We start from the raw sequence: 15828 nt of genomic DNA, 5'->3' as shown, positions 1-15828 counted from the left end.
GATGCCTCGGCGAGGGGCGCTTAACGGCTTTTTTGTATTGATAAGTATGTGTAAGTAGGCCGGCATAAGACGGTTAACCGTGGTACGCATATTTGGAACGCAAGAGAAGCATAATGAGGAAACTGGAAAGCTTGCTCAACAGACGTAAGTTTTTCTAATGCTGAAAAGTAAACAAGGAGAATGATCATGAATTTGCTAAGCAAGAATGCGGCAATGCGTCAAGTTACCCTTACGGTAACAGTAGGGATGATACTGCTTTTGTTACCTTTGCATTCGGGTGCTTCGGTTGTTGTAAGGCCGTCACAGCCTGCCACCGAGTTAAAGACGAAGAAGGTGGCCATTGTCATTGATGACTTTGGCAACAATATGGACGGTACAACAGAGATGCTGAATCTGCCCATCCCTTTTACCGTCGCTGTCATGCCGTTCCTGCCCTCTACTAAACAAGATGCACAGCTAGCCCACGATAAAGGGCGTGAAGTCATTTTACACCTACCTATGGAGCCTGTGCGGGGCAAGAAGAGCTGGCTAGGTCCAGGAGCCATTACAACTGACTTATCGAACGATGAGATTCACAAGCGGATTGTGGCCGCTATTGAGGATGTTCCTTATGCGATAGGAATCAATAATCATATGGGATCCAAAGCTACAGCGGATGAAAGAGTGATGAAAATCCTCGTCGATATTTGCAAAGAGAAGAATCTGATTTTATTAGATAGCCGTACGACTCCTAAAAGTCTGATTGGCAAGCTGGCGGGTCAAAAGGGAGTTCCGTTTTCGGAGAACCAGCTTTTCTTCGATGATCTTTACACCTACAGCCACATCAGTAAACAAATGGTGAAGTTTAAAAAATTAATCCATGAGAGAGACACCGTTATCGCTATCGGACATGTAGGACCACCTGGGAAAAAAACAGCCCAAGTGATTAAAGAAGCTATTCCGACCATTCAAAAAGAAGCAAGCTTTGTACCCATTTCACAAACGATGAAGTTCAATGTTAACTGGGATGAATCATCGCAAAATATTGTTCCACGGCATGAGTAATAGCTTCTGCAAGCTTGGCTTGGTGATGTGAACTGTTAAGCAGCTTGCGGTCCGCTTTATTGGATATGAATCCTAATTCGACGATAACGGAAGGACATTTTGTATGCCTGAGCACATAATACTTTTTGCCGAGAACGGGCAATTCATCCGTACCATAAACACGATTCAGTGATCCTTGCAAAATATGTGCAAGTAAAATGCTTTCCGATTGATTCTGGTAAATAACAAGAGGGCCTCTTCGATTGGATTTGCCGGACCAATTAATATGCATGCTTAGCATCATTTTGGGATTAATCGTATTGGCTATCCCGGAGCGCTGCGCTAGATCTTTGCGGTGTCTTCCTCCTGAAGACCATTTGTTATCCTCACTTAATGCATAATCCTCGGTTCTATTGATAATGACGCGATAGCCCCTTTTCTTAAGGAGCTTGTACGTTTTTTTGGAAATGGCTAAATTCATATCTTTTTCTTGATGTTTACCATATAGGGCACCGCTATCTATGCCGCCATGCCCTACGTCAATGATGACATCGGCATATGGCAGCAGGGGGTTACTCGCAAAAGCGTGTGCACCTGAACTTGCCGTACAAAGGCAAAGGGAAAGCAGTAGTATAGTCAAGAGACGCTTCAAACCGGCCACATCCTTTTGCATGAATATCTACCCTTATCCTTCTTCCACAAGGGAGCTATCATACATCCTGCAAAAGTTTGCTTGGATTGGATTAACCTTCTTTTACACGGGAATAATGGATGTTATCGCTATGGTATTCGTCGCAAGTTTCCCAAAAGCAAACTCTTAGGAGGTATGACAAATGAGTTTAAGTATTATTCTTATGGTAATTCAAGTTTTCTTTGCCGTTGTAATCGGGCTATATTTCTGGAATTTACTGCGTAATCAACAGACGAACCGTTCTGCTGTCGATAGAGAGTCCAGAAAAGAATTGGAGAAGCTGAGAAAGCTGAGATCCATCTCTCTAACCAAGCCGCTTTCGGAGAAAACGAGACCATCTTCCATGCAGGATATTGTAGGACAGATTGAAGGATTGAAAGCTTTGAAAGCTGCACTGTGTGGTCCCAATCCGCAGCATGTCATTATTTATGGCCCGCCGGGTGTGGGTAAGACGGCTGCTGCCCGTGTCGTACTAGAAGAAGCGAAGAAGAACCAGGAATCTCCATTCCGTCCTGATTCGAAGTTTACAGAGATTGATGCCACGACAGCGCGCTTTGACGAAAGAGGGATTGCCGATCCGCTGATCGGTTCCGTTCATGACCCTATTTATCAAGGTGCAGGTGCAATGGGTGTCGCAGGGATTCCGCAGCCCAAACCGGGTGCTGTTACGAAGGCGCATGGCGGCATTTTATTTATCGATGAAATTGGTGAATTACACCCGACGCAATTGAACAAATTATTAAAGGTGCTGGAGGATCGTAAAGTATTTCTGGAAAGTGCTTATTACAGCTCCGAAGATACGAATATTCCAGGCTACATTCATGATATATTTCAAAATGGTCTGCCCGCTGATTTCCGTTTAGTAGGGGCTACAACACGCACACCTAGCGAGATTCCTCCTGCTATCCGTTCGCGCTGTTTGGAAATTTATTTCCGTCCTCTTTTACCAAATGAGGTAGGAGAAATTGCTCGGAAAGCGCTCGATAAGATTGGCTTCAAGAAATGTGAAGCTGCTGTTGAAGTTGTGATGAAGTATGCAACCAACGGGAGAGAGGCTGTGAATGTGATTCAGCTTGCCGCGGGCATTGCCTTAACGGATAAGCGTGATGAAATTACCGCAGCTGACATTGAGTGGGTTGTAAATTCATCGCAAATTCCACCTAGACCAGAACGTAAAGTGCCTGCACAGCCGCAAATTGGGTTTGTTAATGGATTAGCTGTGTATGGTCCTAATTTAGGTACACTACTTGAGATCGAAGTGACGGCAATTCCAGTTGCAGTTCCGGGCACTGGGAAATTCAATATTACGGGTGTAGTAGATGAAGAGGAAATGGGAGGAGGTTCTCGAACCATACGCAGAAAGAGCATGGCACGAGGATCGGTAGAGAATGTGCTGACGGTCCTTCGCAAGCTTGGATTTAATACGTCAGATTATGATCTGCATATTAATTTCCCTGGCGGGGTGCCTATCGACGGGCCTTCTGCGGGCATTTCGATGGCAACAGCGATTGCATCTGCGCTGCATAAAATACCTGTCGATAACAAACTCGCCATGACTGGGGAAATGAGTATCCATGGTAAGGTTAAACCCGTAGGTGGAGTTGTGGCGAAGGTTGAAGCAGCATTCCAAGCAGGGGCTACCAAGGTCATTATCCCCAAAGAAAATTGGCAGGTCTTGTTCGCTAATTTGCCGGGTGTAGAGGTCATTGCTGCTGATTCCATCGAGGAAGTGCTGGGAGTTGCGTTAGGAATCGAACTTCATGACAATGTTATTCCCTTGCCTTTTGCTGCGGAAAGGACGATTCCTGCAACATCTTTGCCAATTCTGCATGCCAATTCACAGCATACGATTGATTCATAATTTCAAATTGCAAAAAACCTTACACAATGCGATAGATACCAATTGGTGTTTTGTTGGCAGTTTTGATAAAATGTAAAAGGCAAGTAAGGATATAAAAATGAGAGACTTTGAGCACAGCTCAAAGATCCCTATATATGGAGGTGCAGAGGATGGGACCCGGAAAAATCAAGATGCGCAGAATGCCGTTATTGCCTCTAAGGGGACTGCTTGTTTATCCGAGCATGGTTCTACATCTGGATGTAGGGCGGGAAAAGTCGGTTAAAGCACTCGAGCGGGCAATGGTGGATGACAGCATGATTCTCCTCTGCTCTCAATCAGAGATCAACATAGAAGAACCTTCCAAAGAGGATATTTATCGCATCGGGACAATTGCAAAGGTGCGGCAGATGCTGAAACTACCGAACGGAACAATCCGTGTTTTAGTAGAAGGCGTGTTGCGTGCTGAGATTGTTGAGTACCTCGTGAATGATGAATATTATGAAGTCTCCGCAAAAGAATTACCGGAACAAGAAATTACCGATCCTGAAATCGATGCGTTAATGCGAACGGTACTAAACCAATTCGAGCATTACATTAATTTATCGAAAAAGGTTACACCGGAAACGCTAGCTGCAGTTTCGGATATCGATGAACCGGGCCGCTTAGCTGATGTCATATGCAGCCATTTATCACTCAAAATTAAGGATAAACAAGAGATTCTGGAGACAGTAGATGTACGTGAGCGTCTCGAGAAAATGCTTAATATCCTGAACAATGAGCGAGAAGTGCTTGAACTAGAACGCAAAATTAGCCAACGCGTTAAGAAACAAATGGAAAAAACGCAGAAGGAATACTATCTTCGCGAACAGATGAAAGCGATCCAGAAGGAGCTAGGGGATAAGGAAGGCCGTGCTGGCGAAGTGGATGACCTGCGTACCCAGCTGGCTGAAGCTGAATTGCCTGACAAAGTCCGTGAAAAGGTCGAGAAGGAAATTGACCGTCTAGAGAAGATGCCATCGACTTCTGCGGAGGGAGGCGTCATTCGCAACTATATTGATTGGTTGCTGGGACTGCCTTGGTCCAAACAAACAGATGATGACTTGGATCTGGATAAAGCCGAAGAAATCCTGAATGAGGATCATTTCGGACTTGAGAAACCTAAGGAGCGCGTGCTGGAGTACTTAGCGGTACAGAAGCTCGTTAAGAAGCTGAAAGGCCCAATCCTTTGTTTAGTTGGCCCTCCGGGTGTTGGTAAAACATCTATTGCTCGTTCCATCGCAAGATCGATGGGAAGACAGTTCATACGCATCTCGCTCGGCGGCGTCAGAGATGAAGCTGAGATTCGCGGACATCGCCGTACGTATGTAGGAGCGATGCCTGGACGGATCATCCAAGGGATGAAGAATGCTGGAGCCAAAAACCCTGTTTTCTTGCTAGACGAAATCGACAAAATGGCGATGGACTTCCGTGGTGATCCGGCATCGGCATTGCTTGAAGTCCTTGATCCCGAGCAGAATAGCACTTTTAGTGATCATTTCATTGAAGTTCCGTTTGACTTGTCCAATGTCATGTTCGTGACAACGGCGAATGCTGTTCACAACATTCCGCGCCCTCTGTTAGATCGGATGGAGGTTCTCTATATACCTGGCTACACGGAAATTGAGAAGCTGCAAATTGCAAAGAAATATTTGCTGCCTAAGCAGAAGCGTGAACATGGTTTAGAGGAAGATCAGCTTGTTGTGGATGAAGCTGCCTTAATGAAGATCGTACGAGAATATACACGAGAAGCAGGCGTTCGTAACTTGGAACAGCAAGTCGCTGGCATGAACCGTAAAGCAGCCAAAAAGATTGTGTCAAACCCATCTGCGCCCGTACATGTAACGGAAGAAAATCTAAAGGACTTTTTAGGGCCGATCAAGTTCCGTTATAGTGTCGCGGAAGAGGAGGATCAGATAGGTGCTGTGACAGGCCTTGCTTGGACAGAAGTCGGCGGAGATACATTAGTCATTGAAGTTACTGTTATGCCGGGAACAGGCAAATTGACCTTGACGGGTAAACTCGGTGATGTGATGAAGGAATCTGCACAAGCTGCTTTCAGTTATACACGCACGAAAGCTGAGGCGTTCGGTATTTCACCTGATTTCCACGAGAAAAATGACATCCACATCCACATTCCTGAAGGTGCCATTCCAAAGGATGGTCCATCCGCTGGTATCACGATGGCGACAGCATTGATTTCGGCATTGACGAATATTCCTGTCTCTCGCGTCGTTGCCATGACTGGAGAGATTACGCTGCGCGGCCGAGTGCTTCCAATCGGAGGATTGAAAGAAAAAGCGCTCGCTGCTCATCGAGCCGGTATCCGTATCATCCTGCTGCCTCAGGATAATGAGAAAGACATTATAGAAATTCCAGAAAGTGTCCGCGCTGAGATGACCTTTATTCCAGTTAGCCATATGGATCAAGTACTGGAACATGCGCTTGTCAAAAATAAGCCTCCCGCTCATGTCGGATAACGATAGAAAGTAGTTGAACATCCATGAAAGTCAATCAAGCTGAGTTTATTATCAGTGCGGTTGGTCCTAGTCAATATCCAGAGGATGCCTTGCCAGAGATTGCTCTGGCAGGGCGTTCTAATGTCGGGAAATCCTCATTGATTAACTGTTTGATCTCCCGCAAGAATTTGGCCAGAACCAGCTCACAACCCGGAAAAACACAAACCCTTAACTATTATAAAATCAATCAGGACTTATATTTTGTAGATCTTCCCGGTTATGGTTATGCGAAAGTATCTAAAACGAAACGGGAGCAATGGGGAAAGTTCATTGAAAGCTATTTGATGAATCGTGAAACATTGCGCCTTGTTATGCAATTAGTTGATTTACGGCATCCTCCTTCCAAAGATGATCAGGCTATGTACGAGTGGCTAAGACACAATGATGTTCCAGTCATCGTTATTGCTACCAAAGCCGACAAGATCCCGAAAAGCAGATGGCCCAAGCACATCAAAATTGTGCGAGAAACACTGGGGATGGATAAAGGTGTTCAGCCATTGATGTTTTCCTCTGAGCTTGGCCTAGGCAAAGACGAGCTTTGGAGCATCTTGGAGCAAGCAATTGCTTACGGAGAGCCAACGCCAGAAGTAAAAGCAAGCGATGTAGAGAGTGAACAAGAACCGTCCTGATACAGAGGGCGGTTTTTTGTGTAATAATGAGCAGCTCGTCATAAGAGAGAGAAAATCAAGAAGAAGCACACGGGAAAGTGAGGTTTTCTGGGGAAAATTTGCTGGCATTCCGTATTTTCTTGGTTTTTTCAGAATATTTGGCTGATTATCATGAAATACTCGCAGGAATATTAAGCACGCATGTAGTATAATAATAAACAAGGTAATAGTTAATGGCTTGAAAACAAAGAATCGAGGGATTTTTATGGCACAAAGGTTAGCGACTGAATATGTCAAAACCTGCCTCCAGTTAACAGAAGCCGAGATGTTCAGGTTTTTTCAGATGTTCGTGGATCATCAAGTGACCTTACAAGTGAAAGTTTTGGAAAATGGCAACCAAGAGGTTGTTTTTCAAGATGGAGCAGGTCAGGAAATCGTCCTCTCATTTGAAAAGAAATCGGGCCTATATGAATGTACAGGATCCTGCAGATTAAGTAATACCTTATTGGCTAATTTAATGCGTAAAGCGGTATCAGAGTTTAAAGGAAGTGCAACAGTAAACCGTATATACCCTAGTTATACAATGGTTTACTATTATGAACACGGAACCGTTGTTAAAATCGAGGAAGTCAAAGGGCAATTGTTAACGGTTATTTATGAGTACCGAGACAGCATTGGTCTCATGCAGCAAATGTTCCAAAAAAGAGAAGTCGAACAGGAGATCGAAATGATTTACGATCAAATTAACCATCTTCTTGATTTGCGTAATATACTGCAGAAATTGGAAGAACATCAGCAGATTGATACTCGCCTCAATGAGTTAACTCACCGTTTGTTTATTCTAGAGGCTTAACAACACATATACTAACATTCATAAAGACCCGGCTTTTAGGGTCTTTTTTGTTTGGTAAAAAAAACTATTGCATTTCTCGTCGATAGATGTTATTTTTATTCTCGTTGAAACAATATAGGAACCAGGATTCACTCAGGACATTGAATGTTGCGAGAGATAATACCCTCGGGAAGTGAATGACGTAGGTCCTAGCGGATGAAATTTTTTTCAAACATTTTATTCCTAGGAAGGGGGAACCGAAAGATGGAAACAGAATACTCAACTTTCGGAAGACACGTTGCTGTAGATACTTGGGGGGTAGATTTCGAACTTCTGAACAATGCAGATTGGCTGCAGGCTCAGATGGTAGAAGCTGCCGAGGTATGCGGAGCAACCGTACTATCTGTACAATCCAAGCAATTTGAACCACAAGGAGCAACTGTACTTGTTATGTTGTCTGAGAGTCATCTCTCCATTCATACTTATCCTGAGAGAGGTTTTGCCGCGCTTGATTGTTATACATGCGGTGAGACAGTGGACCCTCAATTAGCGATCGATTTCATGGTATCCGTATTGAAACCAGAAACATTCTATGCGAAGAAGCTAGTTCGCGGAATGGGTGAATTGAAAGTAGAAACTCCTGAAATTAAGCAAGCAGAGCTTGTTAAATAAGAGTCTGCACATAACAATAACAATAACCACGGAGAAATCCGTGGTTATTTGTTTGCCCTTATGCCCATACAATGTTATTGCGACACATGTCCAAACATGAAGTGGGGGTGCGAAGATTTGAAACAAAAAATGGTAAGAAAAACAGTGATCTATAGTATTGTTCTCTTTCTCATCATCTGGCCTGTCTATCAACTCACTCAAATGCTAGGTCATCATAAAGAAGAGCACGACGCTACTCATTTGTTGTATCAAGTGTCTCTGTTTCAGATGGAGCTTCTGAAAAGCTATTTAGAAGAATCGGCTCAAAGTAAAAATACAGATGCACTGGATGCGAGTAAACAAGCTCTTTACTCGGCAGGATATACACATGAACGTCTCGTGCTAGCCGCGGGAGGAAGTGAATATCTAACGCCTTTAGACAGTATGACTCAGCTCACACAGTATTTACAGCGTCTACAGGTGGGCGGAGTGCGAGCATTAAAGCCCGATGAGCTGCAGACATTGAAGGAAGCTGGGCTGCAGTACAAGAGTATATATGATATTTATGAGAAAATCATGGCCTCGAATGGTGATATTGTTTCTTCTCAAAATACGAAGCTGGCTGAGTTAGATCGTAATTTGACCGCTTTTATACGGAAAAAGCTGCTTCAATAAATGGACTTTGTGCCTATAAAGGTATATAGGAGCCCAATGCTGTTAAAACTAACGAGCAGACGAAGCATTCATAAATTATACAAAAAATTTGTCGGATTGCATGTTTTGCTGTGCTATAATGGTACATAGAAATAGACGGAAAGGCAGGTGGTACCTTTGCATATTATCGCACTTGGCTTGAATTATCGTACGGCCCCGGTGGAAATTCGGGAGAAGTTCGCTTTCTCTGAACACGATTTACCTAAGGCATTGGCAGAATTGAAAGAAACCAAAAGCATAATGGAGTGTGTAATTGTCGCCACCTGCAATCGCACGGAAATCTATGCCGTTGTGGATCGACCAAACACATGCAGTCATTATTTGACAAACTTCATTGAACGTTGGTTCCAAGTTACCAAGGATGAGTTCCAAAAACATTTATATATGTATGAAAATGAGAAAGCGATTGAGCATTTATTCCGCGTAACAAGCGGTTTAGATTCTATGGTTATCGGGGAAACCCAGATTCTTGGACAAGTGCGGGATGCTTTTTTATCATCTCAAAATATGAAAGCAACCGGAGCTTATTTCAATACATTGTTTAAGCAATCCGTGACACTTGCCAAAAAAGCGCACTCCGAAACTGGCATAAGCAACAATCCGGTTTCCGTCAGCTACGCCGCGGTGGAACTCGGTAAGCGAATATTCGGTTCTTACATGAATAAGACGGTTATGATTATTGGCGCCGGTAAGATGAGTGAATTAACCGTTAAGCATTTATACGCGAACGGCGCTAACAAAGTTATCGTGGTGAATCGCACGTTTGAACGTGCAGTGGAGTTGGCGGAGAAATTCAACGGCGTTCCATGTACCATCGATAATATGTTGGAGCTATTGCCAGAGGTGGATATTATCATTAGCTCGACAGGCGCTCCGGGGTATGTTCTTACGAAGAATGATATCCAGTCCTATGTGCAAAAAAGGAAATCTCGTCCGCTCTTTATGATGGACATTGCTGTTCCTCGTGATCTAGATCCACAGATTAGCGGCTTACCGAATGTGTTTCTCTATGATATCGATGATCTGGAGCATATCGTAGACAAGCATTTGCAAGAGAGAAAGAAAGAAGCAGCCAAGATTGAAACGATGATTGAAAATGAAATGGGCGTTTTCGAACAATGGACGAAGACTTTAGGTGTGAGTCCAGTGATTAATGCTCTGCAAGCCAAAGCGAGTCAGATTCACGAAGAGACGATGGATAGTATGTTAAAGAAACTGCCTGACCTCGATGAACGTGAAATTAAAGTCATTCGTAAATTAACAAAAAGCATTGTGAATCAAGTGCTGCGAGACCCGATCTTGCGTGTTAAGGAAATGGCGGGAGAACGTCACGGGGATGAAGCGCTTGAACTATTCACGAAATTGTTTGCCCTAGAAGAGACCCTTGAACAACAAGAGAAAGCCAATCAGTTAGCAGAAAAACTAGAAGCCGGGCAAAAAGCAGTGGAAGCTAAGCACAAAATGGAAGACAAGTTATCCGTGCTCGGTTTACAAACCGCTGATGTTCTAGCACAATCTTAAAATAAAGGCGCTAATCGCCAAGGAGAGGTGCCATGGTAACACGTAGCTGGTTGTTTGATGCGATGATTTATTTGTATGCCCTGAGCCTATTGTTTTACTTTTCGGACTTCGCTAATGCGAACCGGAGTGCGAAACGGATGGGGACGGGGCTGCTTTTGTTTGTATGGGTTCTGCAGACCGCTTATCTGTGTATTAGTTTGTACGGTCATTTGACGGAGTGGGCTTTTGCTCGATTGGACGTACTTTTTATGTTATCTTGGTTGATTGTGACGATATCATTATTAATAAACCGATTTTTTCGCATTGAATTGTTTGTGTTTTTTGTAAATGTTCTTGGGTTTGCGATTTTGGCATTGAATGTATTCGGAAATCCGCATGTAACGCCGATTAAGGCCGGTTGGGACATCAACGACGAGCTATTATTTATTCATATTACCCTAGCTATAGGCAGCTACGCGGCGTTTTCGATTGCAGCAATTTTCTCAGGCATGTATGTATTCTTACACAAAATGCTGAAAGCGAAGAAGTTTTCACAAACGGTTATGAGGTTACCATCGCTTGAGAAAATTGAACATTACACCTACTTCTCCGTCATTATCGGTGCACCGTTACTTCTTCTGGCTTTAAGTCTTGGTGTGGTGTGGGTCGTACTGGAGGGGAATCATAACTTGCTTTATGATCCCAAGGTTATTAACTCCTTTTTTGTATTAGCCGCTTACGCTTTTTATTTATTTCAACAGAAATCTATGCGTATATCTGGCTATAAACTAGCAGCATGGAACCTTGCGGCTTTCTTAATTGTTGTTCTTAATTTCGTTGTTTCCAATCTGTTTTCAGGTTTTCATGACTGGATATGGAGCTAACGATGATGAATCATCCATACCCCATTATGGTGAATCTGTCAGGACGCAAATGTCTGGTTGTCGGCGGTGGGCAAGTAGCAGAACGTAAAGTGCTATCACTACTGCAAGCAGGGGCACATGTGACAGTGGTAAGCACAGAATTCACTGCTGAGCTTGCAGAGATGGAGAATCGGTCAGAAGTGGTTCTGAATAGGCAGCCGTTTCAGCCAGCGATTATTACGGATGAATGTCCGAAAGAGGGTCCTTATACTTTGATTGTAGCCGCAACGAATGATGCCGATATTAACGTTCAAGTGTATGAGCTGGCTTCGCGGCAAGGACGGCTTGTCAACGTTGTTGATCAACCTCAGTTGAGCTCATTCATTCTGCCTTCAGTTGTTCGCAGAGGGAAGTTGGTTATTGCCGTTTCAACGGGGGGAGCAAGTCCTTCTGCAGCTCGCAACATCGCCCAAGAATTAGACAACGTGTATGGTGAAGAATATGCCTGTTATCTTGAATTTCTTAGTGACATACGTTTGTTGGTTCAGAGTAAAGTGGCTGATAAACCAGCTAGACAAAAGATGTTTAAAGAGATACTTGAATGGGATGTACTTGCCAAAATACGAGAAGGCACGTTCGAGAGTTGGAAAGAGATGCTATACATAGCTTTAGAGAAAGAACCTTGGATGCATGAACAAGCAGGTGAAGAAGTTACTGACCAGATTGCTTGGCCGGTGATCAAAGATTTCGGGCAGCGAGTATAGGGAGGCGGGTAGAGATGAGAACCATTATTGTAGGTACTAGGCAGAGCGCATTGGCACTAACTCAGACAGGGCAAGTCGTGGAACTTTTAAAGCAGCTTGCAGCTGAACATGGGATTGATTGTCAATTTGAAATAAAGAAAATTGTCACCAAGGGCGACCGTATCTTGGATGTGACCTTGTCCAAGGTAGGCGGCAAGGGGCTGTTCGTCAAAGAAATCGAACAGGCACTCGTGGACGGCGACATTGACATGGCCGTCCACAGCATGAAAGATATGCCCTTCGAGTTACCCGAAGGGCTAGTGGTAGGAGCGGTGCCGATGCGTGAGGACGCGCGCGATGCGCTCATCACACGCGGGCACCGCTCCCTGGACGAGCTGCCGCAGGGCGCGCTCGTCGGCACCAGCTCGCTGCGTCGCGCAAGCCAGCTGCAGCACCACCGCCCGGACCTCCGCATCGAGTCGGTCCGCGGGAACATTGATTCGAGGCTGCGCAAGCTCGATGAAGAGAACTTCGATGCGATTCTGCTTGCCGCGGCCGGTTTACACCGGATCGGCTGGCAGGATCGTATCAGTGCGTACCTGCCGCCCGAGGTCTGCCTCCCTGCGGTAGGGCAGGGAGCGCTGTGCATCGAGTGCCGGGGCGGCGACGCCTTCATTCTGGACCTGCTGAGCAGGTTCCAGCATGAACCTACTGCGATCGCGGTGCGAGCGGAGCGGGCTTTCCTTGGCAGACTCAATGGAGGCTGCCAGGTGCCGCTCGGCGCTTACGCGAGCGTAAGCGAGGACAGCAGTGGCGGAGAGCCGCTGCTTACGCTAACGGGCATGGTGGGTACGCCGGATGGCGTCACCATGCTTAAGGAATCCGCTTCCGGGAGCGATCCGGAAGCGTTAGGTTTGCTTGTAGCCGATAAGCTAATCGCACAAGGTGCAGAACATATCCTGGCTGAGGTAAGGAAGTGAGTTGCGTGAACAAAGGAAGAGTCTATCTCGTTGGTGCCGGTCCCGGAGATCCAAAACTCATCTCAGTTCGCGGTATGGAAGCCATTCAGAAAGCCGATGTCGTTGTCTACGACCGGCTGGCAAACCCTCGTCTACTCAAGCATCGTAAACCGGAAGCCGAGCTGATCTTTGTTGGTAAGCTGCCGGATAAGCATATACTCAAGCAAGAAGAAATCAATCAATTACTCGTTGATTTGGCCCTGCAAGGAAAAGTCGTGACTCGTCTCAAAGGCGGCGATCCCAGCGTTTTCGGCCGAGTAGGTGAGGAAGCGGAGCTGCTGGCAGATAACGGAGTGACATTCGATATCATCCCAGGTATCACATCTTCGATTGCGGTTCCGACTTATGCAGGTATTCCTGTCACTCATCGTGACTTTACTTCGTCTGTTGCGATAATAACCGGTCATGAATATCCGAATAAGACTTACTCCAGTTTAGACTGGGAGCATTTAGCAAAAGCGATTGGCACCATGGTTTTCTTGATGGGTGTAGCGAATCTCGAACAAATTTGCCGCGAATTGATACGCTGCGGCAAACCGTCAGAGATGCCTGTTGCGCTCGTAAGGTGGGGAACCTGGGCGGATCAGGCTACGATTACTGGAACTCTCGCCGATATCACAGAAAAGGTGAGACAAGCTGATTTCAAATCGCCGGCTGTTATCATTGTTGGTGAGGTTGTTAAGCTGCGTGAGAAGCTGGCTTGGGTCGAGAAGAAGCCGCTTTTTGGACGGCGAGTGCTTGTCACGAGAGCTAGAAATCAAGCGAGTGAGCTTGTTGATTTAATCGATGATATGGGGGGAGAAGCTGTCGAATTCCCTGTAATTCGAATACAACCGCCTAGTCGTCCTGAGGCGGTACAGGCGCTGGACCAGGCGCTAGATGAGCTGCATGAATTTGACTGGATTTTACTCACTAGTGTCAACGGAGTTGACTATTTCTTCAACAAGCTGCGTGAGAAAGGTATTGATGTTCGCAGAATGGGGAATGCTCGCATCGCTGCCGTAGGTCCGAAGACCGCTGAGGCGCTTGCTGAGCGAGGAATCATTGCGGATATTCTCCCAGCCAAGTATCAGGGTGAAGGCATCCTACAAGCTATTCAATCCGATTTGAAAGCGGGTCAAAAGGTACTTTTACCAACTGCTGATCTGGCACGTGATTATTTACCTGCAAAGCTCAGAGAACTTGGTCTTCAGGTAACCCAGGTCGACGTATATGAGAATGTGCTTACAACAGAAGATGGGGAAGAAATCATTCACCTTCTACAAAATCAAAGCATTCATATTATAACTTTTACAAGCTCATCTACGGTTACAAATTTACTTGAGGCTTTGCGCAAATTGGGTGTGAAAGATCCTTTATCTTTGCTTCATGGTGTTGAAATTGCCTGTATCGGTCCCCAAACCGCAGAAACGGTACGTCAATGCGGACTGCCGATTACGTATATGGCCGAAGAGGCTACAGTTGCTTCATTAGTACAAAGTATTTCTCGTCAAAAATAAAGGAGGCGGAATTCCCTTATGAGTTTCCCTATCGTTCGTAATCGCCGTTTACGCGGCAATGCAGCTATCCGTAATCTTGTTCGTGAAAATCAAGTGTCGGTTAATGATGTTGTACAGCCGATTTTTGTCACACACGGTTCAAACATCAAGGCAGAGATTGCCTCAATGCCGGGCGTGTATCATTTTTCGTTAGACAGAGTTCAAGAAGAGATTGAAGAGATTACAAAGCTTGGCATTCAAGCTATCCTTTTATTTGGGGTACCTGATCATAAAGATGCGACAGGAACATCAGCCTATATGGATGATGGCATTGTGCAGCAGGCTGCTCGTTTTATTAAAGAGTTGAATCCGAATCTGCTCATTATCGCGGATACTTGTCTATGTCAGTTCACGGATACAGGTCACTGTGGTGTTATTCATCATCATCCGGTAACAGGAGCTGCCGATGTGGCGAATGATCCATCCTTGGAGCTGCTGGTTCGTACAGCTGTATCGCAAGCCAAAGCGGGTGCAGACATTATCGCTCCATCTAATATGATGGACGGCTATGTGCATGCGATTCGTTCAGGATTAGATGAAGCTGGTTACGAGAATACACCGATTATGGCTTATTCTGTTAAATATGCATCGGCCTTTTATGGTCCATTCCGAGATGCTGCTCATTCTACGCCGCAATTCGGTGATCGCAAAACGTATCAAATGGATCCTGCCAACGGGCGTGAAGCTTTGCGTGAAGCCGAAAGTGACGTTATCGAAGGTGCCGACTTCCTCATGGTGAAACCGGCTCTTGCTTATATGGACATTATTCGAATGCTGAAGGACAACTTCGACCTGCCTGTTGTGGCCTATAACGTAAGTGCAGAATATTCCATGATTAAGGCTGCTGCTAAGCAGGGCTGGATTAACGAAGAGGCCATCGTAATGGAAACCATGATGAGCTTCAAACGTGCAGGTGCGGATATTATCCTAACTTATTTTGCCAAAGATATTGCCCGTTATTTAAAAAACAGCTAATCTCCATAGAAGAACCATTCATCCTAGAATGCATTGGCGACAGTTTCCCGAGGAAACGTACCAGCCTGCTTTTTCTAGACGCGGATGGTTCTTTTGTCATACTTTTGTCGCAAAACGAAAGCTTACCTCGGTTGTGACAGAGTAATAATTAGGGCATAATGAATGAGAATAGATGGAAAACCAGTGGAGAGCTTTGGTCTAGGCCAAAGATCTCAACAAAGGAGAGACTTTGGTCTCCGCCCAAAGATCCCAACAAAGGAGAGACTTTGGTCTCCG

General features: G+C 45.2%; 14 protein-coding genes. 13 read left to right on the top strand and 1 reads right to left on the bottom strand.

The window, feature by feature from the left end:
- Positions 1 to 186: 186 nt before the first annotated feature.
- A complete protein-coding gene (locus tag BLT91_RS10070) occupies positions 187 to 1044 on the top strand; it encodes a divergent polysaccharide deacetylase family protein (RefSeq protein ID WP_254776868.1) in 858 nt (285 codons plus the stop codon).
- Here the strand turns inward: BLT91_RS10070 and BLT91_RS10065 are convergent.
- Positions 998 to 1696 carry an N-acetylmuramoyl-L-alanine amidase family protein gene (locus tag BLT91_RS10065; RefSeq protein ID WP_090820314.1) on the bottom strand — a complete coding sequence of 233 codons (699 nt, stop codon included), beginning with the start codon at positions 1694 to 1696 and terminating at the stop codon, positions 998 to 1000. The genes BLT91_RS10070 and BLT91_RS10065 overlap by 47 nt on opposite strands.
- A 160-nt stretch (positions 1697 to 1856) precedes the next feature.
- Here BLT91_RS10065 and lonB point away from each other — a divergent pair, with 160 nt between their 5' ends.
- From lonB to hemB, 12 genes are all read left to right on the top strand, one after another.
- A complete protein-coding gene (gene lonB, locus BLT91_RS10060; protein ID WP_090820312.1) occupies positions 1857 to 3575 on the top strand; it encodes an ATP-dependent protease LonB in 1719 nt (572 codons plus the stop codon).
- Between the two features lie 149 nt (positions 3576 to 3724).
- Positions 3725 to 6070, top strand: coding sequence for an endopeptidase La (gene lon / locus BLT91_RS10055; protein ID WP_090820310.1), 2346 nt, complete (start codon positions 3725 to 3727; stop codon positions 6068 to 6070).
- A 23-nt stretch (positions 6071 to 6093) separates the two neighbouring features.
- Positions 6094 to 6738 (top strand): ribosome biogenesis GTP-binding protein YihA/YsxC, encoded by a 645-nt coding sequence (gene yihA / locus BLT91_RS10050; RefSeq protein ID WP_090820308.1) that lies wholly within the window; start codon positions 6094 to 6096, stop codon positions 6736 to 6738.
- 244 nt (positions 6739 to 6982) lie between these two features.
- Positions 6983 to 7570, top strand: a complete 588-nt coding sequence (locus BLT91_RS10045; RefSeq protein ID WP_090820306.1) for a non-ribosomal peptide synthetase module — start codon at positions 6983 to 6985, stop codon at positions 7568 to 7570.
- A 243-nt stretch (positions 7571 to 7813) separates the two neighbouring features.
- Positions 7814 to 8221, top strand: coding sequence for an adenosylmethionine decarboxylase (gene speD / locus BLT91_RS10040; protein ID WP_079419122.1), 408 nt, complete (start codon positions 7814 to 7816; stop codon positions 8219 to 8221).
- Between the two features lie 117 nt (positions 8222 to 8338).
- Complete coding sequence (locus BLT91_RS10035) at positions 8339 to 8875, top strand: S-adenosylmethionine decarboxylase (RefSeq protein WP_254776867.1); 537 nt, start codon at positions 8339 to 8341, stop codon at positions 8873 to 8875.
- 156 nt (positions 8876 to 9031) lie between these two features.
- On the top strand, positions 9032 to 10435 hold the full coding sequence (gene hemA, locus BLT91_RS10030) for a glutamyl-tRNA reductase (protein WP_090820304.1): 1404 nt from the start codon (positions 9032 to 9034) through the stop codon (positions 10433 to 10435).
- Between the two features lie 32 nt (positions 10436 to 10467).
- Complete coding sequence (gene ccsA, locus BLT91_RS10025; RefSeq protein ID WP_090820302.1) at positions 10468 to 11298, top strand: cytochrome C assembly family protein; 831 nt, start codon at positions 10468 to 10470, stop codon at positions 11296 to 11298.
- Positions 11299 to 11300: 2 nt separating this feature from the next.
- Positions 11301 to 12041 (top strand): precorrin-2 dehydrogenase/sirohydrochlorin ferrochelatase family protein, encoded by a 741-nt coding sequence (locus BLT91_RS10020; protein WP_175532210.1) that lies wholly within the window; start codon positions 11301 to 11303, stop codon positions 12039 to 12041.
- A gap of 14 nt (positions 12042 to 12055) precedes the next feature.
- The gene (gene hemC, locus BLT91_RS10015) at positions 12056 to 13000 is read left to right on the top strand and encodes a hydroxymethylbilane synthase (RefSeq protein WP_090820298.1); all 945 of its coding nucleotides are present in this window, start codon (positions 12056 to 12058) and stop codon (positions 12998 to 13000) included.
- Positions 13001 to 13005: 5 nt separating this feature from the next.
- Positions 13006 to 14538 (top strand): uroporphyrinogen-III C-methyltransferase, encoded by a 1533-nt coding sequence (cobA, locus tag BLT91_RS10010; protein ID WP_090820296.1) that lies wholly within the window; start codon positions 13006 to 13008, stop codon positions 14536 to 14538.
- A gap of 18 nt (positions 14539 to 14556) precedes the next feature.
- A complete protein-coding gene (gene hemB, locus BLT91_RS10005; protein ID WP_090820294.1) occupies positions 14557 to 15552 on the top strand; it encodes a porphobilinogen synthase in 996 nt (331 codons plus the stop codon).
- The last annotated feature ends 276 nt before the right edge of the window (positions 15553 to 15828 follow it).

The sequence above is a fragment of the Paenibacillus sp. yr247 genome (assembly GCF_900103825.1).
In the GTDB taxonomy this organism is placed as follows: Bacteria; Bacillota; Bacilli; order Paenibacillales; family NBRC-103111; genus Paenibacillus_E.
Note: the sequence above shows the minus strand (reverse complement) of the source record. Positions and strands in the feature narration are given on the sequence as shown.